This is a genomic window from Citrobacter sp. CK202 (genome assembly GCF_030333225.1).
In the GTDB taxonomy this organism is placed as follows: Bacteria; Pseudomonadota; Gammaproteobacteria; order Enterobacterales; family Enterobacteriaceae; genus Citrobacter_B; species Citrobacter_B koseri.
The window spans coordinates 225345-250937 of record NZ_JAOWGI010000021.1 but is presented as its reverse complement, the minus strand read 5'-3'; the positions used below and the strand labels follow the sequence as shown (position 1 = coordinate 250937).

17 protein-coding genes and 1 tRNA gene are annotated in these 25593 nt (G+C 56.7%); 5 read left to right on the top strand and 13 right to left on the bottom strand.

Annotation, left to right across the window (positions count from 1 at the left end):
• Positions 1 to 86: 86 nt before the first annotated feature.
• The 6 genes from bcsC to bcsR are packed head-to-tail and all read right to left on the bottom strand — an operon-like array spanning position 87 to position 10680.
• On the bottom strand, positions 87 to 3671 hold the full coding sequence (bcsC, locus tag OGX84_RS06865) for a cellulose synthase complex outer membrane protein BcsC (protein ID WP_112001426.1): 3585 nt from the start codon (positions 3669 to 3671) through the stop codon (positions 87 to 89).
• Entirely contained in the window at positions 3653 to 4762 is a 1110-nt protein-coding gene (gene bcsZ, locus OGX84_RS06860) for a cellulose synthase complex periplasmic endoglucanase BcsZ (protein ID WP_080975444.1), read from the bottom strand. Before bcsZ ends, bcsC begins: the two co-directional genes overlap by 19 nt.
• A gap of 3 nt (positions 4763 to 4765) precedes the next feature.
• Positions 4766 to 7108, bottom strand: coding sequence for a cellulose biosynthesis cyclic di-GMP-binding regulatory protein BcsB (gene bcsB / locus OGX84_RS06855; RefSeq protein ID WP_112001425.1), 2343 nt, complete (start codon positions 7106 to 7108; stop codon positions 4766 to 4768).
• Positions 7109 to 7118: 10 nt separating this feature from the next.
• Entirely contained in the window at positions 7119 to 9725 is a 2607-nt protein-coding gene (gene bcsA, locus OGX84_RS06850; protein ID WP_012135661.1) for a UDP-forming cellulose synthase catalytic subunit, read from the bottom strand.
• The gene (gene bcsQ / locus OGX84_RS06845) at positions 9722 to 10474 is read right to left on the bottom strand and encodes a cellulose biosynthesis protein BcsQ (protein WP_012135662.1); all 753 of its coding nucleotides are present in this window, start codon (positions 10472 to 10474) and stop codon (positions 9722 to 9724) included. The genes bcsA and bcsQ overlap by 4 nt, the downstream gene beginning before the upstream one ends.
• A gap of 11 nt (positions 10475 to 10485) precedes the next feature.
• Positions 10486 to 10680, bottom strand: a complete 195-nt coding sequence (gene bcsR / locus OGX84_RS06840; protein WP_012135663.1) for a cellulose biosynthesis protein BcsR — start codon at positions 10678 to 10680, stop codon at positions 10486 to 10488.
• Between the two features lie 290 nt (positions 10681 to 10970).
• Between bcsR and bcsE the strand changes: the two genes are divergently transcribed.
• From bcsE to OGX84_RS06815, 5 genes are all read left to right on the top strand, one after another.
• On the top strand, positions 10971 to 12530 hold the full coding sequence (gene bcsE, locus OGX84_RS06835; RefSeq protein ID WP_112001424.1) for a cellulose biosynthesis c-di-GMP-binding protein BcsE: 1560 nt from the start codon (positions 10971 to 10973) through the stop codon (positions 12528 to 12530).
• Positions 12527 to 12718, top strand: a complete 192-nt coding sequence (gene bcsF / locus OGX84_RS06830) for a cellulose biosynthesis protein BcsF (protein ID WP_012135666.1) — start codon at positions 12527 to 12529, stop codon at positions 12716 to 12718. The genes bcsE and bcsF overlap by 4 nt, the downstream gene beginning before the upstream one ends.
• Positions 12715 to 14394, top strand: coding sequence for a cellulose biosynthesis protein BcsG (gene bcsG, locus OGX84_RS06825; protein ID WP_049009740.1), 1680 nt, complete (start codon positions 12715 to 12717; stop codon positions 14392 to 14394). Before bcsF ends, bcsG begins: the two co-directional genes overlap by 4 nt.
• A 282-nt stretch (positions 14395 to 14676) precedes the next feature.
• Positions 14677 to 15873, top strand: coding sequence for a methionine gamma-lyase (gene megL / locus OGX84_RS06820; protein ID WP_012135669.1), 1197 nt, complete (start codon positions 14677 to 14679; stop codon positions 15871 to 15873).
• Positions 15874 to 15988: 115 nt separating this feature from the next.
• Positions 15989 to 17287: an aromatic amino acid transport family protein gene (locus tag OGX84_RS06815; protein WP_012135671.1), complete on the top strand. Its 1299-nt coding sequence runs from the start codon at positions 15989 to 15991 to the stop codon at positions 17285 to 17287.
• A 33-nt stretch (positions 17288 to 17320) separates the two neighbouring features.
• Here OGX84_RS06815 and OGX84_RS06810 read toward each other — a convergent pair whose 3' ends face one another.
• From OGX84_RS06810 to OGX84_RS06780, 7 genes are all read right to left on the bottom strand, one after another.
• A complete protein-coding gene (locus OGX84_RS06810) occupies positions 17321 to 18523 on the bottom strand; it encodes a sigma-54 interaction domain-containing protein (RefSeq protein WP_058668255.1) in 1203 nt (400 codons plus the stop codon).
• A 154-nt stretch (positions 18524 to 18677) separates the two neighbouring features.
• The gene (dppF, locus tag OGX84_RS06805; protein ID WP_049009744.1) at positions 18678 to 19682 is read right to left on the bottom strand and encodes a dipeptide ABC transporter ATP-binding subunit DppF; all 1005 of its coding nucleotides are present in this window, start codon (positions 19680 to 19682) and stop codon (positions 18678 to 18680) included.
• The gene (gene dppD / locus OGX84_RS06800) at positions 19679 to 20662 is read right to left on the bottom strand and encodes a dipeptide ABC transporter ATP-binding protein (protein ID WP_012135675.1); all 984 of its coding nucleotides are present in this window, start codon (positions 20660 to 20662) and stop codon (positions 19679 to 19681) included. The genes dppF and dppD overlap by 4 nt, the downstream gene beginning before the upstream one ends.
• Before the next feature lie 10 nt (positions 20663 to 20672).
• On the bottom strand, positions 20673 to 21575 hold the full coding sequence (dppC, locus tag OGX84_RS06795; RefSeq protein WP_012135676.1) for a dipeptide ABC transporter permease DppC: 903 nt from the start codon (positions 21573 to 21575) through the stop codon (positions 20673 to 20675).
• Between the two features lie 9 nt (positions 21576 to 21584).
• The gene (gene dppB, locus OGX84_RS06790; RefSeq protein ID WP_012135677.1) at positions 21585 to 22604 is read right to left on the bottom strand and encodes a dipeptide ABC transporter permease DppB; all 1020 of its coding nucleotides are present in this window, start codon (positions 22602 to 22604) and stop codon (positions 21585 to 21587) included.
• A 196-nt stretch (positions 22605 to 22800) separates the two neighbouring features.
• On the bottom strand, positions 22801 to 24408 hold the full coding sequence (gene dppA, locus OGX84_RS06785) for a dipeptide ABC transporter periplasmic-binding protein DppA (RefSeq protein ID WP_012135678.1): 1608 nt from the start codon (positions 24406 to 24408) through the stop codon (positions 22801 to 22803).
• 1106 nt (positions 24409 to 25514) lie between these two features.
• A tRNA-Pro gene (locus OGX84_RS06780) sits at positions 25515 to 25591 on the bottom strand.
• Between the last annotated feature and the right edge of the window lie 2 nt (positions 25592 to 25593).

Below are 25593 nucleotides of genomic sequence, written 5' to 3'. Positions count from 1 at the left end.
AGCGCATTGCCGGATGACGGCGTGGCCGCAAGCGCGCGTTGTAGGCCTGATAAGACGCGAATGCGTCGCCATCAGGCGTTCGGCGCTTACCAGTCCGCGTACGGCACCAGCGGCTGCGGCGGTAAATCCATATCGCCCTGCCATCCCGCAGCGGAATAACGCACATACAGCAGGAAATGGCTCGGCGTATAATCCTTCGCTTCCTGAATATCAATTGCCGTTCCGAGGAACCAGTTAGACGTCACCCGTCGCTCGATCAGCGCCCGCGCCGTATAACCAAAGCCCTGACTGCTGCCGCCGCCATTCGTCTGCGTGGCCGCCTCTTCGCGGTAATCCGTCGGGATCAAATTCATCAGCGGATAACGCGGCATGGTTTTGGTGCGTGAATGCGACCAGGATACCGAACCGCCCAGCTCCCACGACCAGTTTTCCGTACGCTGCCGCCACATCACCGGCACGGCGAACGACACATACTCCTGCGGACTGTAATAACCGCCATGCCCCAGCGAATACCCGCTCAGGTCTTTGTCGTAGTGCCAGATCATATTGTTCAGGCCGACGGTGACGCGACGGTTATTCTCATTGATGATTTTATAGTAATAGCCCGTCATCCAGCGCACGCGCCAGTTATCCGCGACGTTCTTACCGGTCAGTTGATCGCCGCTCAGCGAAGCCCAGACGCCGTTGGCTTCACCTTTGTCATAGCTCAGGCTCACACCGCCGCCGTCCGCACGCACGCCGCCCCATTTTGTGCCCGTGTTGCTCGGCGCGTCTTTCTGCCCGCCGAAGGCCAGCAGAGAGCTGGAGATTGGCCGACGGTGCGCGTTCAGCGTATAGCCCAGCGGCCCGATATCATTGCTGTAGCTCACGCCGCCAACCACATCGACAACGTTAAAGCCCATCGGCGTGGTCCCGATATCCCAGCTCCAGGTCTCGTTTTTCCAGCCGACCGCCACGCTCGTGCCGGTATCAGACTGGCTGCGGTTGCCGCTACAGTCATGCAGCGTACAGGTGCCCCAGTTCTTGTCCCAGGTGCCGTCCGCATGGGTCGAGAAACTGCCGACATCCACGTTCACCAGGTCAGCACGGAAGAACATCCGGCCATCTGACAACGGCGCGTCAACCTGGAACATGGTGGTATGCGCTTTCAGATCGGAGTAGCCGCCGGTGCCGCTCGATCCCCAGTAATCATGCTCCAGCGTGACGTTCAGATCCTGCTGTCGGTATAAATCCGCCGCATCGCTGCGCACGCCGCGTTTTAACCAGTCATCTTTCGCGTCATTACGGGTCAGGCGAGTAAAGGTGTCATTATCCTGCGGGCGGGTCGGCGTAATGCCGGAAGCCACCATCGCGTCTTTGTACGTCTCAAGCGCCTGCTGCGGTTCGCCGTTTTGCGCCTGAAAACCCGCCGCGTCGCGCAGCACCATCGCAGTTTCCATAGAAGGCGGCTGTGACTTCGCCTGCGGCACAATCGTGTTGAAGGTCTGCTGCGCCGCGACGGTATCGCCCAGTTGCGCCTGGGCCCGCGCCATACGGCGCTGCATATTGATGGACAGCGGCTCCCCGGTTGCCGGGGCGGGAAGTTTCGCCAGTTCCGCCCGCGCCGCCGCGTTATCGCCCTGCGCAATATAGACTTCCGTCAGGCCAAGCCGGGCATCGACATTACCCGGCTCCCGCGCCAGAACCGCATCATAGGCGGCGCGCGCCGAAGAATAATCGCGCCGCTGCTGCGCCCAGTCGGCAAGGGTTAAATCAATGCGCGTAGAGGCGGGCTGTTGGCGAAGCAGCGTTTCCGCTTCCCGCTCTTTGCCGCTATCACGCAGGCGGCTGGCGGTTTCCAGCACCTGATTATTTTGCAGCCTGTCCGCCAGTTCCTGAATGTTACTGTTCCACTGGCTACGCGGCAGATTATTGATATGCGCCATCGCCGCGCGATCCTGATCGTTGCCCGCGAGGTACAGCCCATAGGCATACACCTGATCTGGGTCGTTCGGTTTCTGACGCGCCAGCGCGCGCATGTGCGCATCGGCCTGGCTGCGCTGCCCGGCGTTCCACAGATCGCGGGACAAACGATACGTTACCCAGACGCTGCCGGGATCCAGCGCCAGCCTGCGACGATGCAGTTCCGCCGCCTGCGCCCAGTTCCCCTGGTTTTCCAGCGCTTCGGCCTGCTGCGCCAGCCGGTCGTTTTCAAGGCTACGCTCAATATCATCAATACTTTGCCGCTGACGACTGGAGAGCGACGCGATAAACGCCGAGGCTTTCTCCGGGGACTGCTGACGATAGATATTCGCCAGGCCGCGCACGGCGTTGCTGTTGCCGCTGTCCATTCGCAGCGTCTGCTGATAGTAGCGCTCGGCGGCGGGATAATCTTTACGCGCCATCGCCACGTCGCCCAGCCCCAGCACGGCATAGCTGTCGGTATTGTCGATGCTCCTGGCCTGCCGGTAGAGGCGTTCCGCCTGGTCCGGGTTATTCGCTTTCAGCGCGGCGTCGCCCTGCTGAATCGCCAGCCAGTAGCGGTTTACCTTCAGCAGGCTTTCCCATTTACCGCGACTGCTGCTGTTCGGGTCCATCGCCAGCGCTTTCTGGAACTGCGCCACCGCACGGGCACGATCACCGCGCTGCGAATAGGCCTGCCCCAGCGCGCCGACGGCTTCGCTGTCGCGGTGATCCGCGCTTACCGCCTGCTGCAATTCCGTTACGGCTTTGCCGCCCTGTCCGGCCTCCACCGCCGCCAGGCCTTGCGCTCTGGCTCTGAACGCCGGGTCGGAAAGCTGTTGCTGCTGTTCACTCAACTTGCTGCGCGCGGCATTGACGCTGTCGCCTTCGCTAAACACCGTCAGGTATTTTTGCAGCGCTTTTACGCTGGCGTCGCTGGCAGGCAGATCTTTAATCTGCTGATACCAGAGAGCGGAAGCCGTCGTGCGCCCGGCGCTGGAATTCGCCATCTGCTCTAATACGGCAAATCCCTCATCGCGTCGCCCGCCGTCAAACAGCAACTGCGCCAGCGTGTTTTGCAGGGCGGTATTGCCCGGCGTACTGGCGTTAATTCTTTTAAGCTGATTAATCGCCTCGTTACGTCTCGCGGGAGATTTTGCCACCGTCGTCCAGTATTCCACCGCCAGATCGCCTTGCGGCGGATGACCTTTAAACAGCGCGTCGTAAGCGGCAATCGCTTCTTCGGTATGACCGGTGGTCGCCTGTAAACGCGCCTCCTGCAAGGACTGGCGCCCTTCCGGCGTGGAAAGCATCATCGTCGTGCGGGAGGACTGATACGCGCTGGAACTCGGCGCTAACTGGGAAAGCCTGTCGAGCTGTTTCTGCGCCCCGTCATTGTCGCCCTGGCGCAGCAGGTAGCGAAACCGGGCGGCGACCACTTCCGGGTTGTTCGGGTCGATCAGTTCCAGGCGATAAAGCGACTGGCGCACCAAATCCTCACGGTGCGAGGCTTCGCCTAACCGAACCTGTTGCAGCAACTGCTGTTGCGCGGAAGGCGCCGCCTCGGCAAACGGCATCCAGGCGATGCCGAGCGTCAGGCCGAGCACTGCCCGATGGCGACGCTTTAGCGTCTTATCCGGCCTACAATCAGCGGCATCCCGTAGGCCGGATAAGGCGTTACCGCCACCCGGCAAAAGGAGATGGATGAGACTTAATTTGAACTTGCGCATTCCTGGCCCCAGTCAGGTAGTAATTCACCTTTAGCGGTGAAGCGAAAACGATGCTGATCCCATCCTTGTCCGAAAAGCGTTAGCACATAGCTATAGTAGGCATCGCTACCGGGAAAATTGTCCGCCACGCGCTGTCGCTGCACCGCCTGAGCATCACGGTTTTGCAGGAAAGGCAATAAAGAAGCCGAAAAGCCCACCGGCCCGTCGCCCTGGGCTTTACCACTGGCGACATCCACCTTCTCTGGCGGAACGCCGTTTTTTGTCGTCAGCGTCGCCATCGGTTTCAGGCGCGTCAGCAGCCGCGCTTTTTGCGGATCGCCGTCGTGCATCATCCCCGCCCATAAATAAACGCGGATGGCATCGTAACTGCTGACCAGCGTTTTTTCCGGTTTCAGCTGCCAGCCTTTGTCTTTTTCATAGCGCACCCAGTCCGGCGAGAACCCTTTCGGGGCGGTTTCCATCAGCAAACGCATATTGGTTTCACGCAGCGTGGTCCAGGGCGCGCCAAAGCGGGTAAAATATTGCGCCAGCTGCGGGGGTAAATAGCTCGGGTTAAAGCGCCAGCGCGTCTTTTCCGCAAAACCCACGTTCCCCGGCAGCAGCATTGAACCCAGCCCCGGCACCGTTACCACCTCTTCACGCGCAATGCGTTTTAGCAGCGCGGCGCCAGTGTCGGTATAGCGCGACGTTTTCCATAAGCGCCCGGCTTCCAGCAGCGACCAGGCCATCCAGATATCGCCGTCGGAAGCGGAGTTTGCATCCAGCACCGCCCAGGTCGAGGGGTCTTTCTGCCCCCACAACCAGGCAGGCAGATGCGCCTGTAAGGAACCCTGCGCCAGGTTGTTTTGCGTCCAGTCGAGGATCAGGTCAAATGCCGGCCGATCGTTGGCGGCGAGGGCAAAGAACAGCGCATAGCTTTGCCCTTCCGACGTCGTGATTTTGCGCGCGTCGCTGGGGTCAATCACCCGTCCTTCCTGACTGATATAGTCCTTTTTGAACTGTATCCATGCCGGCCACGTACAGGCCGCCTGTACGCTGACGGTCGCCAGCATCAGGGCAGTTAACATCCATCCACGCAGCGCGTTCATCATCGATTACTCGTTATCGGGATCGAGTCGACGACGGCTGATAATGCGCAGCAGACGCCACAGAACCCAGGCCAACAGCACGACGCTAACCGCCGCCAGTACCGCCAGCAGCACCGGATGATTCGATAACGCGTACCAGAGGCGTTCGAACCACGGTAAATGCCCGACGTAGTAAATATCGCCCACCCGCAGGCTGTTGACGCCAGACTCGCGGATCACCGACACGGAGCCAAACATGGCGGCGCGTTTTCCGCTGTCGTTCATCGCTTCGGTCAGCAGTTCATACCCGCGCGGGCTGTCTGCCAGCAGCGCCACCACGCTACGCTGGTCGTTGAACGGCGACTGGAAGCCCACTACCGCCGCCATCGCGCCAGCAGAGGTGATGGTGGATTTCGCATCCGGCGCGCGGTCGGCCTCATCCGGCATGATGCTCGGGAAGGTCGTCTGGCGCATCGGCGTGTTCACCCAGCTTTGCGTCGCCTGTACCAGCAGGTCGATGCGTTTGTCATCTTTCAGTGCGTCGGGGATTGTCCCGATCACCATAATATCCGCGTCTTTACCCTGAATCTGGCGGCTATCGTCGGTGATATTCAGGTTAATCGACGGGAAACCGGTCTGCGCGCCAATCGTCCCGGTCACATCCAGCAGCGTTTCCATCTGCGCTTCGTTCGGGTTTTTCGGCATCACGGCAATGGTTTCTGAAAGGTCAGCCATCCGGCTGAACGGGAAGCCCGCATTGGCGAAGGCACGCAGATCCGGCATCGCGATAAAGTGATAATATTTCGAGAAATCAATGGTGGAGTCGTCGCCAATCACCACATGGTTTTGTACCGGCTGGAACGTCACGCAATTATCCACCGAGCCGCCCGGCATCGGGTTCATGTACTGGAAGTCAAAGCGCAGCTGGTTCATCGCCCCCAGCTTCAGCGCCGGGATCGACACGTCCGTTTTACCGTCAATCAGCCCCTGTAATACCGGCAAACGCAGCAGCAGGCGATTGCTTTCCTGGGTGCTGTTCAGGCTGAACGCTTGCAGGAACTGATCGTTCAGGCTGATATCCATACGCGAGCTGTCTTTGCTCGGCGGCGTGGTGTAACGGTAGTTGAGGTTCATATCAATACCGTTGCTGCGCAGCAAATAGAGATCCGGCGGCAGATTCAGCGACAGCGAAATCGCCGCAGGTTCCAGCCCGGTGGACTGGAGCTGCTCTTTATAGGTTTTCAGCTCGCCGAACGTCACCGCACGGTCAGTACGTACCCAGTTCGGCGCATCATAAGGTTTACGCGCCAGCAGAGGCTTCACCTCATCCACCACCACGCTGTCGCCACGGAACAGGATATTCCCTTGCGCAATGCCTTTCGCCGCCTGCAACAGATCGTTATCGTCGCGGCCAAAGACCACCAGCAGCTTCACATATGGGTTGTCCGGGTGGCTGATCATCTCAATCACCGGCGCTTTTACCGGCGGATGATCGCGCAGGAAATCAGGGCGCTTGTCGTTCGTGGCAAAGACGATGGCATTACGATCCGGCAGCGTGTTGTACATCACCGGGAAATGCTGGCCGCGCCAGCCTGCGCGCGAACCGAACCATGAAGAGACAATGGATGCCGCCTGCTGCTGCATCAGATCCGGCGAACCGGCAAAGACCACAGGCAGCGTAACCTGGCGGTTGTCCCGCGAATCAAAGAACGGCACCGGGAAGTGCGACAGATCGTTTTTCACCGGCAGGGTCTGGTACGTCAGATCCAGCACGCTGCTGCGGCCAACATCCAGCCAGAGCGTACTGCTGGCCGGGTTTTCGCAAACATCGCGATAGTGCCCGACGAACTCCAGCCGCACGCGGTTAAAATCGGTGATAAAGAGCGGGTTGATCGGCATCTGGGCCAGCGTCTTTTTGCCCAGTTGCTCTTTCGTGACCGGCAACACGCCCATCAGCTCATCATTGAGGTAGACCTTCAGCTGCGACTGGATCGGCAGCAACGACGGCGACGGGGTGTATTCCAGGTTCAGCATCGCTTTCGACACCACCTCATCGCTGCGCATACCGAACTCAATGCTGCCATTCGGGTTCACACCACGCAGCACCATGCTGCCCGGCGGCGGCGCGATTTGCGCGAAGGTCAGCTTCACATCGCGGGAAGGCCCGTTTTGCGCCACCACGGGCGCATCGGCGCCCGGCATTACCTGGCCGACCGGCTGCTCCGGCGTTTCTGGCGCAGGCGCTGTCGGCGCTTGCGCTGGCTCAGCATTGATCAATGGTTGCGTTGCAGGCGTCGCATTCGTCATGAAAGTGGGGAAAGCGCTTATCCCCATAGCCACTGCATAAACCCAGGAAAGTTTTCTTTTCATCGCGTTATCATCATTGTTGAGCCATCACCTGATCCGGCTGCCGCTCCGGGCGACGCGGAATAAACGACACAATCCAGGAAACCAGCGTCGTCAGAGAACGGAAAATTACTTTGACGGAAGACGGAGCAAATTCCGCAAGATGGCGGTAGCCACGGAAGCCCAGCTTCAGAATATCCAGCAGGCTTTCCAGCGGTTTGTCTTCCGGGAAGCTGTCCTGCCAGAGCGCCCACGTATCCGCGCGGGCAAATGTGCACTGCACAAAGTCGATATGTTGTTTCGTGGTCATCGGCAGCAATTGCAGCCCGACCTCATTGCCCAACACGCGCACGACCTGAGTAGGAAAGACGTACTCTTGCTGGCCGCGTTTAAGCAATAAATTAACCTTTTGCCCTTCCAGCACCTGCGCCTGCCCGTTGATCCGAATCCCCAGGCCGCCGTCGGAGAAGTCATGCACGGTGCATGAGAACAGGTGGCCATCTTCACGGGCAATGGCCGCCGGCATGGAGATTTCAACGCGGTGCGCCCGGCGTACCTGCTTACTTTCCACAGAGACCGCCACCGCGCCGCCCAGAATGATCAGGTTATAGAAAACCCACACCAGACTGACGATCACCGTAAGTATTTCGTTGGCGGGGCCGTAGTAGTAACGCCAGACGCCCACCACGACCCCCAGCAGGTTGAGCAGTACCAGGAAGATATAGGGCCGGGAAATCACCCAGTCGACATACTCTTCCTCTACCAGCCCGCCTTTCGCGGTAACGTTGAATTTCCCTTTATGCGGGTTGATCAGCGCCACCATCGTCGGCGGCGCGATATACCAGGCCAGCACCGTTTCGTAGATTTCACTCCAGAAGGAGTGGCGGTATTTCCCCTGAATCTTCGAGTTGGTGAGGCTGGCGTGAATCATGTGCGGCAACACAAACAGCGCAATCATCAGCGCGGGCGCATAGATGATATAGGCGTGCAGCAGCAGGAAAGCCAGCGGCGCCGTCAGGAAGATGAGCCGTGGAATACCCGATAAAAAGTGGAACATGGCGTTGACGTAACACAGACGCTGCGCCAGCTTTAAGCCTTTGCCGAACAGCGGGTTATCCAGACGGAAGATTTGCACCATGCCGCGCGCCCAGCGAATACGCTGCCCGATGTGCGCGGACAGGCTTTCCGTCGCCAGGCCTGCCGCCTGTGGAATGCGCATATAGGCCGAGGTGTAGCCGCGACGGTGCAAGCGCAGCGAGGTATGCGCATCTTCGGTCACGGTCTCAACGGCAATGCCGCCAATCTCATCCAGCGGTTTACGGCGAATCACCGCGCACGATCCGCAGAAGAACGTCGCATCCCACATGTCGTTGCCATCCTGCACCAGCCCATAAAACAGCGTGCCTTCGTTCGGCGTTTTACGGAAACGACCGAGGTTGCGTTCAAACGGGTCCGGCGAGAAAAAGTGGTGCGGCGTCTGCATCATGGCGAGCTTTTTCTCTTTCAGGAACCAGCCCATCGTCATTTGCAGGAACGAGCGTGTCGGTACATGGTCGCAGTCAAAGATCGAGACAAACTCGCCTTTCGCGTATTTCAGCGCGTTATTGATGTTGCCGGCCTTGGCGTGTTCATGCGTGGTACGGGCGATGTACTGTACGCCGACGGTCTGGGCAAACTGGCGGAACTCTTCGCGCCCACCGTCGTCAAGAATCCAGATGCTCAGCTTGTCTTTCGGCCAGTCGATGCCCAACGAGGCGTAAACGGTGTTTTTCACCACGCTGAGGTCTTCGTTGTAAGTCGGAATAAAAATGTCCACCGTCGGCCACTGCGCCATCTCTTTCGGTAGCGGCACGGGCTGGCGGTTAAGCGGCCAGACGACCTGGAAATACCCCAGCACCAGGACAATCCAGGCGTAGGTTTCCGCAAACAGCAAAATCAGCCCGCAAACCAGGCTCAGCGGGTCATCCCAGTTTAGCGTCGAGGTATAACGCCACCAGATATAACGGCATGACACCGTCAGCGACAGCACGATCAGCATCAGGGCGGAGAAACGCCCCGGTATCCGCCGCACTAGCAGCGCGACGCCCCACAGCAGTATCAGGAAGATAAACTGCGACAGCGGGTTAAACGGCTGGGTAATACAGATGATCGCCAGAATCAGGGAAAAAGTGACGATGACGCCGAGGATAAAGCGGCGCACCCCGTTGCTAAGATGGCCCAGCTCTTTTTCGCTTTCCAGGTGCGTGGTCTTTTTACTGACGCGGTCGGGCAGCGTGTCCATCCACTGATGATAGCGACCGCGCACGCCCAGCAGGCGGGAGAGCGATCGCCAGCGCGGTTCGACCTTCTTCTCTTTACGCGGCGAGAAGGCCATCAACCAGAGCGTTTGAATGGCATAGCGGGCCGGGTCCAGTGGACGCGGTCGGTTGGCGTTAATGTGCGGATAGAGCGCTTTATGCTGCGCGCGAATGCGCTGCCAGCGCGGATGCTCAAGCGGAATAAAAGTCCACGCCAGAATCACCCACAGGCAGCCCAGCATCGCACTGAACGGCGACGCGCCATGACGGCGATACCCTTGATAGCGCTCGCTCAGGCGTGCGCCGACCGGCGGAATGAGAAGCCACCGGGTCAGGATGTTCATGATGCGCTCCCGGCAGGGGCGCGATTACCCGCATAGTGCAGCAAACACCAGTTCGCCAGCGTCAGCACCTCTTCTGCCGCCAGCGAATCGCCACGGTACTCGCCCAGCGGCTGTTTCGAAGCCATACACTCCGCCATCGCTTCATCGCGATGGATCACCATCGGCAGCAAACGACGCTGGCTTTGCAGCCAGACCTGGTACAGATCGTCCTGCAACTGGCTGGCAATGCGTAAATCGTTAATCAGGATATGCGCGCCCGTGGGCAGCGCCTGTTGATGCAGCCGGATATGGCAATTGGTGTCCGCTTTTACCACCGCCAGCGTATGATCGCAGAGGCTGACCAACTGTTGCGTCAGCGGTGAGACGCCGTGGGGAAGATCCAGCAAAATCCACGAATAGCGTCGGCTCTCTTTCAGTTCGCGCAGGCCAGCGCAAATAGCTCCCAGCTTTTCCGCCCATTCCTGAGGATTCTCCCGCTCTTCCACCGTAAGCTGTCCGAACGGCAGTAGATCGAGCTGGGTGGTATAACGCAGTCCGGCATCGCGCCAGTCTTTACCGTCCAGCAGCGCCCTGGCCCAGCCGTCGCGATGGGCAAAATCGACATTGAATGACATACGCAGCAGGTTATCGGGGCTGGCATCAACGACCAGCACATTTTCCCCGAGTATTTGCAGCGCCCAGGCGAGCGCCGAAGTGATTGATGTGGTGCCTACACCGCCGCGCACGCCCTGCAATCCCAGAATGGACATCCCTGACTCCCTTATGATGGTTGTTGCGCAAATTCAGCCAATAAAGGCCAACGTTTAATCGCCGCAGCCAGCTGTTCGCGTTGGGAAATATCGGTATAGTCTATTTCGGGCAAGGAGAAAGCCTGACTTAACGCCAGAAAATCATTTTGAAAGGTATAGCCCAATGCTGAATCAAACTGAGAGTCAGGTTCGTTGTTGTTATACATTCTGTATTGTGTCCCTTTTGAATATACTCACCATGCTTCAGACAATTTTTCTGGCAGCATCCCCCCCTCTTCACTGTTAATCTTCAATGCAGGGGATCGTTCATTTCTCGCCTTTCCGTTACGCAAACTGTAAGAGTAAAGAAAACACCATGACCGAGGTCGCAAGGCTTCCTGCCCGCCGAATTGATTCATATGCTAAATCTGATGTGTTTTAATTTCAATGTTAGGTTTATTTCTGAGCTTTCGCTAGTAAACTGATAAACAGATAAAATAGCGACAAGAGGGACGCTGTGGACCCCGTATTTTCTATCGGCATCTCATCATTATGGGATGAACTACGCCACATGCCTGCCGGCGGTGTCTGGTGGGTTGACGCTGATCGCAATGAAGATGCCATCAGCCTGGTGAATCAAACGATTGCCTCGCAGGCAGGGAACGCGAAAGTCGCGGTCATTTGTATGGGCAGCGATCCGGGTGAATTAATCAAATTAGATGAATCTCACGGCCCGGAAAAAATCCAGTTATTTTCAATGCCGGATTCTGAAAAGGGGTTATACTTTTTGCCCCGCGATTTGCTTTGTTCTGTTGATCCTACACATTACTTTTTCATTCTTCTTTGCGCGAATAACGCCTGGCAAAATATATCAGGGGAACGCCTTCATCAGTGGCTGGAAAAAATGAATAAATGGACCCGGTTCCATCACTGTTCGCTTCTGGTTATTAACCCTGGAAATAATAATGACAAACAGTTCTCCCTGTTGATGGGGGAGTATCGTTCGCTTTTCGGCCTTGCCAGCTTACGTTTTCAGGGCGACCAGCATCTGTTCGACATCGCGTTCTGGTGCAGCGAAAAAGGGGTCAGCGCCCGGCAACAACTGACGCTGCGCCATAAAGATGCGCACTGGGAGCTGGCTCACAAGGAAGAGGCGAACATCCAGCCGCGCAGCGACGAAAAACGCATCCTCAGCAATATCGCCGTTCTTGAAGGCGCTCCGCCGCTGTCGGAACACTGGGCGCTTTTTGATAATAACCAAACCTTGTTCAACGAAGCGCGAACTGCACAGGCGGCGACGATCATCTTCTCCCTGACGCAAAATAGCCAAATCGAACCCATGGCGCGAAATATCCATACGCTGCGCCGCCAGCGCGGAAGCGCGCTGAAAATTATCGTCCGCGAAAATCTCGCCAGTTTGCGAGCGACCGACGAGCGACTGCTGTTAGGCTGCGGCGCGAATATGGTTATTCCGTGGAATGCGCCGCTTTCCCGCTGCCTGACGCTGATTGAAAGCGTGCAGGGACAGCAATTCAGCCGCTACGTCCCGGAAGAGATCGCCACACTCCTGTCGATGACGCAGCCCATGAAGCTGCGCGGTTTCCAGACATGGGACGTCTTCTGCGAAGCCGTACATAACATGATGAGCAACACGCTGCTGCCCGCTGACGGGAAAGGCGTGATGGTCGCATTGCGCCCGGTGCCGGGTATCCGCATCGAGCAGGCGCTGACGCTCTGCCGCCCAAACCGTACCGGCGATATCATGACTATCGGCGGCAACCGGCTGGTGCTGTTTTTATCATTCTGTCGGGTCAACGATCTGGACACTGCGCTGAACCATATCTTCCCGCTGCCGACCGGCGATATCTTTTCCAACCGCATGGTCTGGTTCGAAGATAACCAAATCAGCGCTGAACTCGTGCAAATGCGCCTGCTGTCGCCTGAACTGTGGGGCACACCGCTGCCGCTGACCCAGGGGCCGAACCCTGTGCTCAATGCCGAGCATGACGGGCGAGTCTGGCGACGTATTCCCGAACCCTTACGACTGCTGGATGACAGCGTGGAGCGCCCACAATGATGAACGTCAACGATATCATCCAGATCATCGTCTTTTGCGCGCTGATCTTTTTTCCTCTGGGCTATCTGGCGCGCCATTCGCTTCGCCGCATCCGTAACACAGCCCGACTGTTATTCGCCAGACCCCGTTATGTAAAACCCGCCGGAACCTTGCGCCGTGCAACAAACGTCAAGGCAGACAAAAAATGACTCAGCATACTCAAACCTCATCCATGCCTTCACCACTCTGGCAATACTGGCGCGGCCTTGCAGGCTGGAATTTCTACTTTCTGGTAAAGTTTGGCCTGCTCTGGGCGGGATATCTCAACTTCCATCCGTTGCAGAACCTGGTCTTCATGGCCTTTTTGTTAATGCCAGTCCCCAAACTCAGCCTGCACCGTCTGCGCCATTGGGTCGCTATCCCAATCGGCTTCGCGCTTTTCTGGCATGACACCTGGCTGCCTGGCCCACAAAGCATTATCAGTCAGGGCTCGCAGGTCGCGGGTTTTAGCGCGGACTATATGCTCGATCTGGTGACCCGCTTTATCAACTGGCAGATGATCGGCGCCGTGTTTGTGCTGCTCGTCGCCTGGCTGTTTTTATCGCAGTGGATTCGGGTCACTCTTTTTGTTGTCGCCATTATGATCTGGCTGAACGTGCTGACGCTGACAGGGCCAGTCTTTACGCTGTGGCCTGGCGGCCAGCCGACCGACACGGTGACGACCACCGGCGGCTCTGCGGCGGCGACGGTCGCAACGGCAGGAGACACCCCGGTGGTCGGCGATATCCCGGCGCAGACCGCGCCTCCAACCTCAGCCAATCTGAACGCATGGTTGAACACCTTCTATAACGCGGAAGAAAAACGAAAAACGCCGTTCCCGACGGCGCTGCCGGCCGATGCGCAGCCGTTTGAACTGCTGGTGATCAACATCTGTTCCCTCTCGTGGTCTGATGTTGAAGCCGCAGGCCTGATGTCACATCCGTTATGGTCGCATTTCGATATTCTGTTTAAGCACTTTAACTCCGCCACCTCCTACAGCGGCCCGGCGGCAATCCGCCTGCTGCGCGCCAGCTGCGGCCAGTCGTCGCACACGAATCTGTATCAACCGGCAGGCAACGACTGCTACCTGTTTGATAACCTGTCGAAGCTGGGCTTCACGCAGCATTTAATGATGGGTCATAACGGCGAATTCGGCGGCTTCCTGAAAGAAGTGCGTGAGAATGGCGGTATGCAGACGGAGCTGATGGATCAAAAAGGGCTGCCCGTCACGCTGCTGGGCTTTGACGGTTCTCCGGTTTATGACGACACCGCCGTGCTCAATCGCTGGCTGGAAACCACCGAGAAAGATCAGAACTCGCGTAGCGCAACGTTCTATAACACGCTGCCGCTGCACGACGGGAACCACTTCCCTGGCGTCAGCAAAACGGCGGATTACAAAATTCGCGCGCAAAAGCTGTTCGATGAGCTGGACGCCTTCTTTACCGAACTGGAGAAATCGGGCCGTAAAGTGATGGTGGTGATGGTCCCGGAACACGGCGGCGCGCTCAAAGGCGACAGAATGCAGGTTTCCGGGCTACGCGACATCCCCAGCCCGTCGATCACCAACGTACCGGCAGCGGTGAAATTCTTCGGCATGAAAACGCCTCATCAGGGCGCATCGATTGAGATTGACCAGCCGAGCAGCTACCTGGCGATTTCCGAACTGGTGGTGCGCGCCCTTGACGGCAAACTGTTTGTCGAAGACAACGTCAACTGGGATCAGCTCACCCGTGGGTTGCCGCAGACCGCGCCGGTCGCTGAAAACGCCAACGCGGTGGTTATCCAGTATCAGGGTAAACCGTATGTGCGTCTGAACGGCGGCGACTGGGTGCCTTATCCGCAGTAAACGAAAAAGGCCTGATGGCGCTACGCTTATCAGGCCTACAGGTCAGGCACAATCTCCTGAAATTATGCCGATTTGTAGGCCGGATAAGACGCTTTCGTCGCCATCCGGCAAAACTCGCGCAAGCGCCGCAACACGCTGGAAAGATTCTTGCCAGCTGGCAACTTTTCTGACGACCCGTAAAAAACGAAACCCACTAACTCTTTGATATATAAAAACTCCTTTTCTGGCACAGCGATTGCTATTTGAGTGTGAGCTGTTCTGTTCCGAATCAAAGGAGATATCATGTCTGACTGTCGTACTTACGGATTCAACACCCAGATCGTTCACGCGGGGCAACAACCCGATCCTTCAACTGGCGCGCTCAGTACGCCAATCTTCCAGACGTCGACGTTTGTTTTCGACAGCGCCGAACAGGGGGCCGCCCGCTTTGCGCTCGAAGAGTCCGGGTACATTTACACCCGCCTGGGCAACCCCACGACGGACGCGCTGGAGAAAAAGCTGGCGGTACTGGAAAGAGGCGAAGCGGCGCTGGCGACAGCGTCCGGTATTTCCGCCATCACCACCACGCTGCTGACGCTCTGTGAGCAGGGCGATCACATTGTCTCAGCCAGCGCGATTTATGGCTGCACGCACGCATTTTTGTCGCACAGCATACCGAAGTTCGGTATTGACGTGAGTTTCGTTAATGCCGCCAACCCGGATGAGATCCGCGAAGCCATCCGCCCGGAAACCAAAGTGGTGTACATCGAAACGCCCGCTAACCCAACGCTCTCCCTGGTCGACATCGAAACGGTCGCCGGGATCGCCCATCAGCGGGGCGTGCTGTTGGTTGTGGATAACACCTTTATGTCGCCGTACTGCCAGCAACCCCTGCTCCAGGGAGCCGATATCGTGGTTCACAGCGTCACGAAATACATCAACGGACACGGGGATGTTATTGGCGGGGTCATCGTCGGCAAGCAGGAGTTTATCGATCAGGCGCGGTTTATCGGGCTGAAGGATATCACCGGCGGCTGCATGAGCCCCTTTAACGCCTGGCTGACGCTGCGCGGCGTGAAGACGCTGGGGATTCGCATGGAACGCCACTGCGAGAACGCGCTGAAAATCGCCCGTTTCCTGGAAAGCCATCCGAAGATTACCCACGTCTGGTATCCGGGGCTTCCTTCGCACCCGCAGTATGAACTTGGCAGACGCCAGATGAGCCTGCCCGGCGGCATTATCAGCTTCGAAATCGCGGGTGGCCTGGAGGCTGGCAGACGCATGATCAATTCGGTAGAATTGTGCCTCCTCGCGGTCAGTCTCGGTGATACCGAAACCCTCATTCAGCACCCTGCGTCTATGACACATTCGCCTGTTGCGCCAGAGGAACGGCTTAAAGCAGGTATTACCGACGGGCTAATCCGTCTTTCTGTGGGTCTTGAAGATCCAGAAGATATTATTAACGACCTTGAACACGCCATCAGAAAGGCGACATTCTGACCATTACGGTCGGAGCTGGCCTGCGTCGGCTCCGGCTGTTGAGAATCAAGGCACAACGGCCTGGCTATACGCATCATCCTTCCCGGGGTGACGCGTATTTTGGGCAGGGGGCTCTATGCAGGACAACACATTACAATTAAGCAACAGTAAAGCGACCACCGCAGCGTTCTCAGGAAAACTACCGTTTACGAAATACGATTTTGGCTGGGTGCTGTTATGTATCGGCATGGCCATTGGCGCCGGAACGGTGCTAATGCCGGTACAGATTGGGCTAAAAGGAATTTGGGTCTTTATCACCGCGTTTATTATCGCCTACCCCGCAACCTATATCGTGCAGGATATTTACTTAAAGACGTTATCAGAAAGTGAAACCTGTAATGACTACACCGATATTATCAGTCATTACCTGGGGAAAAACTGGGGCGTCTTCCTCGGCGTGATCTACTTTTTGATGATTATCCACGGCATTTTTATCTACTCTTTATCCGTGGTTTTCGACAGCGCGTCGTACATTAAAACCTTCGGTCTGACCGATGCCGATCTCTCGCAGTCCATCCTCTATAAAGTGGCGATCTTCGCCGTACTGGTCGCTATCGCCTCCGGTGGAGAAAAGCTGCTGTTTAAAATCTCCGGCCCTATGGTGGTGGTGAAAGTAGGCATCATCCTGATCTTCGGTTTCGCGATGATTCCGCACTGGAACTTCAGCAATATTACGGCCTTCCCGCAGGCGTCGGTCTTCTTCCGCGATGTGCTGCTCACCGTCCCCTTCTGTTTTTTCTCGGCGGTGTTTATTCAGGTGCTAAACCCAATGAACATTGCCTACCGCAAACGAGAAGCCGACAGAGTGCTGGCGACGCGCATGGCCATTCGTACCCACCGCATCAGCTATATCACGCTGATTGCCGTGATCCTGTTCTTCTCGTTTTCGTTTACCTTCTCCATCAGCCACGAAGAAGCCGTTTCCGCCTTTGAGCAGAATATCTCCGCGCTGGCATTGGCTGCGCAGGTCATTCCCGGACAGATCATTCATTTCACCTCAACGGTACTGAATATCTTTGCGGTTCTCACCGCCTTCTTCGGTATTTACCTGGGTTTTCATGAAGCGATTAAGGGCATCATTCTCAACGTGCTGAGCCGGGTTATCGACGTGGAGAAGATCAATCCGCTGGTACTGACGCTTGGCATCTGTACCTTTATCGTTATCACGCTGGTCATTTGGGTATCGTTCCGCGTCTCGGTGCTGGTGTTCTTCCAGTTGGGCAGCCCGCTGTACGGCATTGTGTCGTGCATCATCCCTTTTTTCCTGATCTATAAAGTCACGCAACTGGAAAAACTGCGCGGCCTGAAAACCTGGCTGATTCTGCTGTATGGGATTTTGCTGTGCCTGTCGCCGCTCCTGAAGCTGATTGAATAACGCGTTCCGTGCGCCGTCGATTCCTGGCGGCGCTTAACTCACCCCTTCCAGTTGGTAGCTGCGTATTTTATTCAGCACCGTCGTGTGCGAAACCCCCAACGCTTTCGCGATATGCCGGGAGGAGACATTCTCTTCCACCATCTGCTCAATCAGCTGTCGCTCAGCATGTTGCACCTGCTCTTTGAAGGGACGGTCGGGATGCCCCGGCAACGCTTGTGACACCGTTGAAAGCCCCAAATCATCGCAGGTGATGACATCACTTTCTGACATCAGCATCAGACGGATAATGGTGTTCTCCAGTTCGCGAACGTTGCCCGGCCAGTGGTGGTGACGCAGTGACTCAAAACAGGCTTTGTCCAGTATCAGCCGCCGTTGAAACTCTTTGGCATATTTCTGTACAAAATGGCGAATCAGTAAAGTGATATCCGAAGGGCGCTCGCGCAACGGCGGAATCGTGAGCGTCAGTACGTTAATGCGATACCAGAGATCGGCGCGCAGCAGGCGCTGTTCGACCATCTCTTCCAGGTTCGCGTTGGTGGCGACAATAATACGCGCGTTAACCGGGATCACCTGCGCCCCGCCGACGCGGCGGATGCCGCCGTCCTGAAGCACCCGCAGCAGCTTGGCCTGTAAATTCAGCGGCATTTCGCCAAATTCATCAAGAAACAGCGTTCCCTTATCCGCCATTTCAAACAACCCTTTTTTCCCTCTGCCGTCCGCACCGCTGAACGCCCCTTTTTCATAACCAAAAAGTTCGCTCTCCATCAATGCCTCAGGCAGCGTTGAGCAGTTGACGGGGATAAACGGATAAAAGCGCCGCTGCCCGGAATTATGAATGGCGCGCGCCAGCAACTCTTTACCCGTGCCGGTCTCACCACGGATCAGGACGGTATATTTGCTGTCAGCGATTTTTAGCGCTTTTTCAATCAGCACCTGCATACTCTGGCTGCTACAGATAATGTCGGAGAAATAGCGCGGTCGCGTCAGTTCGGGCGTGGCCAGTTCAGAAAGATTCTCAGAGAGATAAGCGACATTAATAATGTCGGCATGTTGATTGAGGCAGGTCTGGACGCTGGAAATATCCTGCAAATGGCGGCACCAGGATTTAATCAGAATCCGACCCGGCGTGACCTTCATGGAGATAATATTAATATCGCGGCAGGAAAACTCCTTGAGGACATCCTCAACCATAGACAGACGATCGATTGTTTTAATATCCCAGCGTATCGTGACCACGTTGGCTCCAGATATTTCTGTGGCAATCAGAAATCTGCTTACATTCTAGTCGCTATGGGATAATGTTCTGCCGATGGACTCACATTGTGGAGCCAAAAAAGGATTATAAAAAAACCGGAGCACAAGGCTCCGGTTATGAGGCAATAACCAACAGTTATTGCTGTGGGTTCTCATCCTGATCGACGGCGAAACAGGCCACCAGTTGACCGCCGTAATCTTTAAGCTGCGGCTGCAACTGGGTGCAGGGGCCAAAGCGACGACGGCAACGGGCGTTGAAGGCGCAGCCCGGCGGCGGATTCAGCGGGCTTGGCAGCTCGCCGGTCAGCTTGATGCGCTCGCGGCGGTCATCCGGGTTCAAACGCGGCGTCGCGGAGAGCAGCGCCTGCGTATACGGATGGCGCGGGTTGGTAAAGATCTGCTCCTTCGTCCCTTTCTCCACGCAGCGGCCGAGATACATCACCATCACCTCATCGGCAATGTGTTCGACCACCGACAGGTCGTGCGAGATAAAGACGTAAGACAGCCCCAGCTCCTGCTGCAAATCCATCATCAGGTTCAACACCTGCGCGCGCACGGAAACGTCCAGCGCGGAGACCGGTTCATCGGCGATCACCACGTCCGGGTCAAGCATCAGACCGCGGGCGATAGCAATACGTTGACGCTGGCCGCCGGAAAACATGTGCGGGTAGCGATCGTAATGCTCGGTTTTAAGGCCGACTTTCGCCATCATCGCCAGCGCTTTTTCACGACGCTGCTCTTTGCTGAGCGAGGTGTTGATCAGCAGTGGCTCTTCCAGAATCTGCCCCACTTTCTTACGCGGGTTCAGCGAACCATACGGGTTCTGGAACACAATCTGGATTTTCTGCCGACGCAGTTTTTGCGCCTGCGGATCGTGCCTGAGCAGATCCTGCCCCTGATAATACAGTTCTCCGCCGGTCGGCGTTTCAATCATCGTCAGCAGGCGGCCCAGCGTGGATTTCCCGCAGCCGGACTCGCCCACGACCGCCAGCGTTTTGCCGCGCTCAAGGGTGAACGATACGCCATCCAGCGCTTTTACCAGGCGCTCGGGCGCAAACAGCCCCTTCTTCACCGGGTAGTGTTTTTTCAAATCGATGGCCTGCAACAGCGGCTGTTGCAAGGTGGCCTCGTGCGTACTCATAGTGTGGGCCTCCCGGCATCATCGAGTGGATAGTGGCATTTGGACTGGCGGCCGTCGCCGAGCAGATTCAGATCCGGCTCTTCGCTACGGCACTTATCCGTGGCATACGGGCAGCGCGGGTTCAACAGACAACCGTTCGGGCGGTCATATTTTCCCGGCACCACGCCCGGCAGCGACGCCAGGCGCGCTTTATCCTGCGCGAATTCCGGCAGTGCGCGCAGCAACGCCTGCGTATACGGATGACGCGGCGCGCGGAAGATATCGTGCGCCGCCCCTGTCTCTACCACCTGTCCGGCATACATTACGATGATTTTATGCGCGGCTTCCGCCACCAGCGCCAGATCGTGGGTAATCAGCACCAGCGCCATATTTTCTTTCTGCTGCAATTCCAGCAGCAGTTCGATGATTTGCGCCTGGATGGTCACGTCCAGCGCAGTGGTCGGTTCATCGGCAATCAGCAGTTTCGGACGACAGGCAATCGCCATTGCAATCATCACGCGCTGGCTCATCCCACCGGACAACTGGTGCGGGTAGACATCCAGACGCGACGCCGGATCGGGAATCCCCACCTGAGTCAGCAGGTCAATCGCCCGCTGCCGACGGGTTTTCCTGTTGCCGCCCTGATGCACCTTAATCGCTTCCATAATCTGGAAACCTACGGTGTAGCACGGGTTCAGGCTGGTCATCGGGTCCTGGAAGATCATCGCCACTTCCGCGCCCACCAGGTTGCGGCGCTCTTTCTCAGAGATGCGCTGCAAGTCCTGGCCGTTGAATTCCAGTTTTTCCGCCATCACGCGGCCCGGGAAGTCAATCAGCCCCATAATCGCCAGCGAGCTAACCGATTTACCGGAGCCGGACTCACCGACAATACCAACGACTTCGCCCTGATTTACGCTGTAGCTTACGCGGTCTACCGCGCGAAACGGCGTACCTTCGTCACCGAAGTGCACCGATAATTTATCTACGTTTAATAACGCCATCTCGAACCTCTTACTGCTTCAGTTTGGGATCGAGCGCGTCACGCAGACCGTCACCCATCAGGTTAAATGCCAGCACCGTCAGCAGGATCGCCAGACCCGGGAAGGTCACGACCCACCAGGCACTTTGTGCGAACTGCAACACGTCGGAGAGCATGGTGCCCCACTCCGGTGTCGGCGGCTGCGCACCCATGCCGAGGAAGCCCAGGGCGGCCATATCGAGAATGGCGTTAGAGAAACCGAGCGACGCCTGAACGATCAGCGGCGCAAGGCAGTTCGGGAAGATATTGACGAACATCTGGCGCATCGCGCCTGCGCCCGCCACGCGGGAAGCGGTAACGTAATCGCGGTTCACCTCCACCAGCACGGCGGCGCGGGTCAGACGCACATAGTGCGGGAGCGCCACGAAGGTCAGCGCCAGCGCGGCGTTACCGATAGAAGGGCCAAAGATCGCCACCAGCACCAGCGCCAGCAGCAGGCTTGGCAGCGCCAGCATGATATCGACGACGCGCATGATGATGTTATCAACAATGCCGCCGAAGTAACCCGCAACCAGGCCGAGCACAATCCCCATCACCAGCGACAGCACCACCACCAGGCAGCCCACCAGCAGCGACAGACGTGCGCCATACATCAGGCGCGACAGCACATCGCGACCGACATCATCCGTTCCCAGCAGGTGCGCGATACTGCCGCCTTCCTGCCACGCAGGCGGCGCCAGCAGCACATCGCGGAACTGATCTGCCGGGTTATACGGCGCGATGACGTTCGCGAACACCGCAATCAGGATCATGATGACGACATACGCCAGACCGACAACCGCACCCTTATTGCGTTTAAAATAGTGCCAGAACTCCTGCAACGGGGTCATCGGCACCGGTGCAGAGATAACTTTATTTTCAGTAACCTGTGACATGATGGCCCCTTACTTCTTATGACGAATACGCGGGTTCACCACGCCGTACAGCAGGTCGACCAGCAGGTTGACGAGAATAATCATCGTCGCTACCAGTAACACCCCGCCCTGTACAACCGGATAATCGCGTCGTTGCAGCGCATCAATCAGCCAACGGCCAAGGCCAGGCCACGAGAAGATGGTTTCGGTCAGGATCGCCCCTGCCAGCAGCGTCCCTACCTGCAAACCGATCACGGTCACGACCGGCAGCATCGCGTTACGCAGCGCGTGTACGATGATGACGCGCATCCTTGTGAGACCTTTGGCGCGCGCGGTACGGATATAATCTTCACCCAGCACTTCCAGCATGGAGGAGCGGGTCATACGCACGATAACCGCCAGCGGTATCGTACCGAGCACCATCGCAGGCAGGATCATGTGCGCGACAGCATCAATAAAGTTGCCCTCTTCGCCCCAGATAGCCGTGTCAATCAGCATAAAGCCGGTTAACGGATTGGAGTCATCAAGGAACACCATATCGCTGACGCGCCCGGAAACCGGCGTCAGGTTCCATTGCACTGATACCAGCATGATCAGCATCATGCCCCACCAGAAGATAGGCATAGAGTAACCGGTCAGCGCCAGGCCAACAGCGGTATGATCGAAAATGGAACCGCGCTTCACGGCGGCCAGCACGCCGACCGGAATCCCTACCGCAGTGGCGAAAATCATGGCGCAGACGCCAAGTTCCAGCGTCGCTTTAAAGCGAGGCACGAACTCGTCCCACACCGGCAAACGGCTTTTCAGCGAGATGCCCAAATCGCCATGCATCACCCCCCAGATGTAATGGAGGTACTGCTGCCACATCGGTTTATCCAGACCGAGTTCAGCCAGCAGTTGAGCATGACGCTCAGGAGAGATACCACGCTCACCTGCCATGATCATGACCGGATCGCCCGGGATCATATGGACGAAGGCAAAGGTGAGAAGGGTGATACCGATAAACGTGGGGATGACGAGTCCCAAACGTCGGAGGATGAACTGCAACATAACCCGGATTCTCTCTAATGACGCGCCGCCTGGTGACAGTGCGTCTGTATTGCTCACAAATCTTATCCCACGGCATACGCCGCCGTGGGGTAAAGCATTACGCCGGGTGGCGCTGCGCTTACCCGGCCTACGATCGTAGGTTCGTGCAAACGCAGCGCCGCCGGGCATGGGGTGCTCAGGCACCCCTGGCTTTTAATTATTCGACAGAGACGTTTTCGAAGTGGTGTTTGCCCAGAGGATCAACCACATAGCCTTTGACTTCTTTACGCACAGGTTCGTACACAGTGGAGTGAGCGATGATCAGCGCAGGCGCCTGGTCATGCATCACCACCTGAGCCTGTTTGTAGAGTTCAACACGCTTGTTGTGATCGTCAGTGGCGCGCGCCGGTTGAATCAAGTCTTCAAACGGCTTGTAGCACCAGCGAGAGTAGTTAGAACCGTCTTTCGCCGCAGCGCAGCTAAACAGGGTCGCGAAGAAGTTATCCGGGTCCCCGTTATCACCGGTCCAGCCCATCATCACCGCCTGATGTTCACCTGACTTCGCACGCTTGAGGTATTCACCCCACTCGTAGGTGACAATCTTGGCCTGTACGCCAATCTTCGCCCAGTCAGCCTGAATCATCTCAGCCATACGGCGAGCGTTCGGGTTGTACGGACGCTGTACTGGCATCGCCCACAGTTCAACGGTGAAGCCTTTATCCTGGCCCGCTTCTTTCAGCAGCGCTTTGGCTTTTTCTGGATCGTAGTTGTAGTCTTTAACGTCGTCGTTATAGCCCCACATGGTCGGCGGAATCAGGTTCTTGGCTTCAACGCCCGCGCCCTGATAAACCGCTTTAATGATCGCTTCTTTGTTCACCGCGTAGGTCAGCGCCTGACGGACTTTCACGTCATCAAACGGTTTCTTCTCGGTGTTGAAAGAGAGGTAGCCGACGTTCAGACCCGCCTGCTCCATCAGGTTGATGTTTTTGTCCTGCTTCATGCGCGCGATGTCCGCCGGGTTCGGGTACGGCATCACCTGGCACTCATTTTTCTGTAGCTTGGCGTAACGCACGGACGCGTCAGGCGTAATGGAGAACACCAGACGGTCGATCTGCGGCTTGGTGCCCCAGAAACCATCAAACGCTTTATACAGAATGCGGGAGTCTTTCTGGTACTGCAACAGCTGGAACGGCCCCGTACCGATTGGGTTCAGATCCACTTTCTCCGGCGTACCGGCTTTCAGCATGTTGTCAGCATATTCTTTAGAGAGGATGGAGGCGAAGTCCATCGCCAGGTCAGCGAGGAACGGCGCTTCTGGACGGGTCAGCACGAACTGAACGGTGCTATCGTCCACTTTCTTCACTTCGCTTATCAGGTCTGGCAGACCCATCCCTTCGAAGTATTCATAGCTGCCGCCAGACACTTTGTGGTACGGGTTTTCGGCATTTTTCTGACGATCGAACGAGAACACCACGTCATCGGCGTTGAAATCGCGCGTCGGTTTAAAGTCTTTGCTGTCCTGCCACTTCACGCCCTGACGCAGGTGGAAGGTGTAGGTTTTGCCGTCTTCGCTGACATCCCACTTTTCAGCGAGGCCTGGAATAACTTCGGTTGTACCGATTTTAAATTCCACCAGACGGTTATAGATAGGTACTGAGCTGGCGTCATAGGTGGTGCCGGAGGTAAACAGCTGCGGGTTGAAGCCTTCTGGAGAACCTTCTGAACAATAAACCAGAGTTTTAGCCTGTACACTTGCTGCGACGGTCATGGCCACCAGGCTCAGACCAAGCTTCAGCATCCCTGACTTCTTCAAGGAAATACTCATTCTTCTGCTCCAAATGTGATGTTGTTGTTTTACCCTTTGCAGTGGGTTTGCACCGCCTGGCCTTTTTTGTTTTTTACCCGGCCGGGTCGGCGTTAAGAGGATGGGGATTCCGTTCACATAAGCGCCTGAGTTGCAGTGCGGATTCTCCATGAAATGCCCCTCATGCCCTACAATCTGTCAACAGAATGTGAAAACGTCAATACAGGCAACCATGATTTACAACAACGGTGAGAATTCACAAACAAAGATTAAAAAAACTTCAAACGACTATTTTCAGCAGGGAAATTTGTGCTACTCCGTTAACACCAGAATTAATCGCTTCATATTTCGCAACATTTGGTGATTAACGTTTGTGCAGATTGTGAAAAATTTCTGACGAAATGCTGCATATCTGAGCGATTAATATCACGAACGCTAAAACGCACAGCGGAAAATGCTGGGCTCAGCCATAAGTAACGCAAAAAAAAATTTAAGCAAAGATAAAAAAAGACAATGGAATATGTCACAAAAACGTGAACAAACAGTGAGAAGTGATGCACATTTTTTGCCAATGGCGAAATCGCCGTAGGCCGGATAAGGCGCTTGCGCCGCCATCCGGCGTTACCGAAAATGAGCGACCGATCCTGCCTGATGGCGCAGGCCTACAATGCTGAGCCGTAGGCCGGATAAGGCGCCTGCGCCGCCATCCGGCATTGCCGAAAGTGGGCAACCGATCCCGCCTGATGGCGCTGCGCTTATCAGGCCTACAATGCTGAGCCGTAGGCCGGATAAGGCGCCTGCGCCACCATCCGGCGTTGCCGAAAGTGGGCTACCAATCCCGCCTGATGGCACTGCGCTTATCAGGCCTACAATGCTGCGCCGTAGGCCGGATAAGGTGCCTGCGCCGTCATCCGGCGTTGCCGAAAGTGAGCGACCGATCCCGCCTGATGGCGCTGCGCTTATCAGACCTACAATGCTGCGCCGTAGGCCGGATAAGGCGCTTGCGCCGCCATCCGGCGTTGCCGAAAGTGGGCGACCGATCCTGCCTGATGGCGCTTCGCTTATCAGGCCTACAATGCTGAATTCCAGACAGCAAAAAGCCAGCCCGTGGGCTGGCTTTTCTGAATTGGTCGGTGATAGAGGATTCGAACCTCCGACCCCTTCGTCCCGAACGAAGTGCGCTACCAGGCTGCGCCAATCACCGAA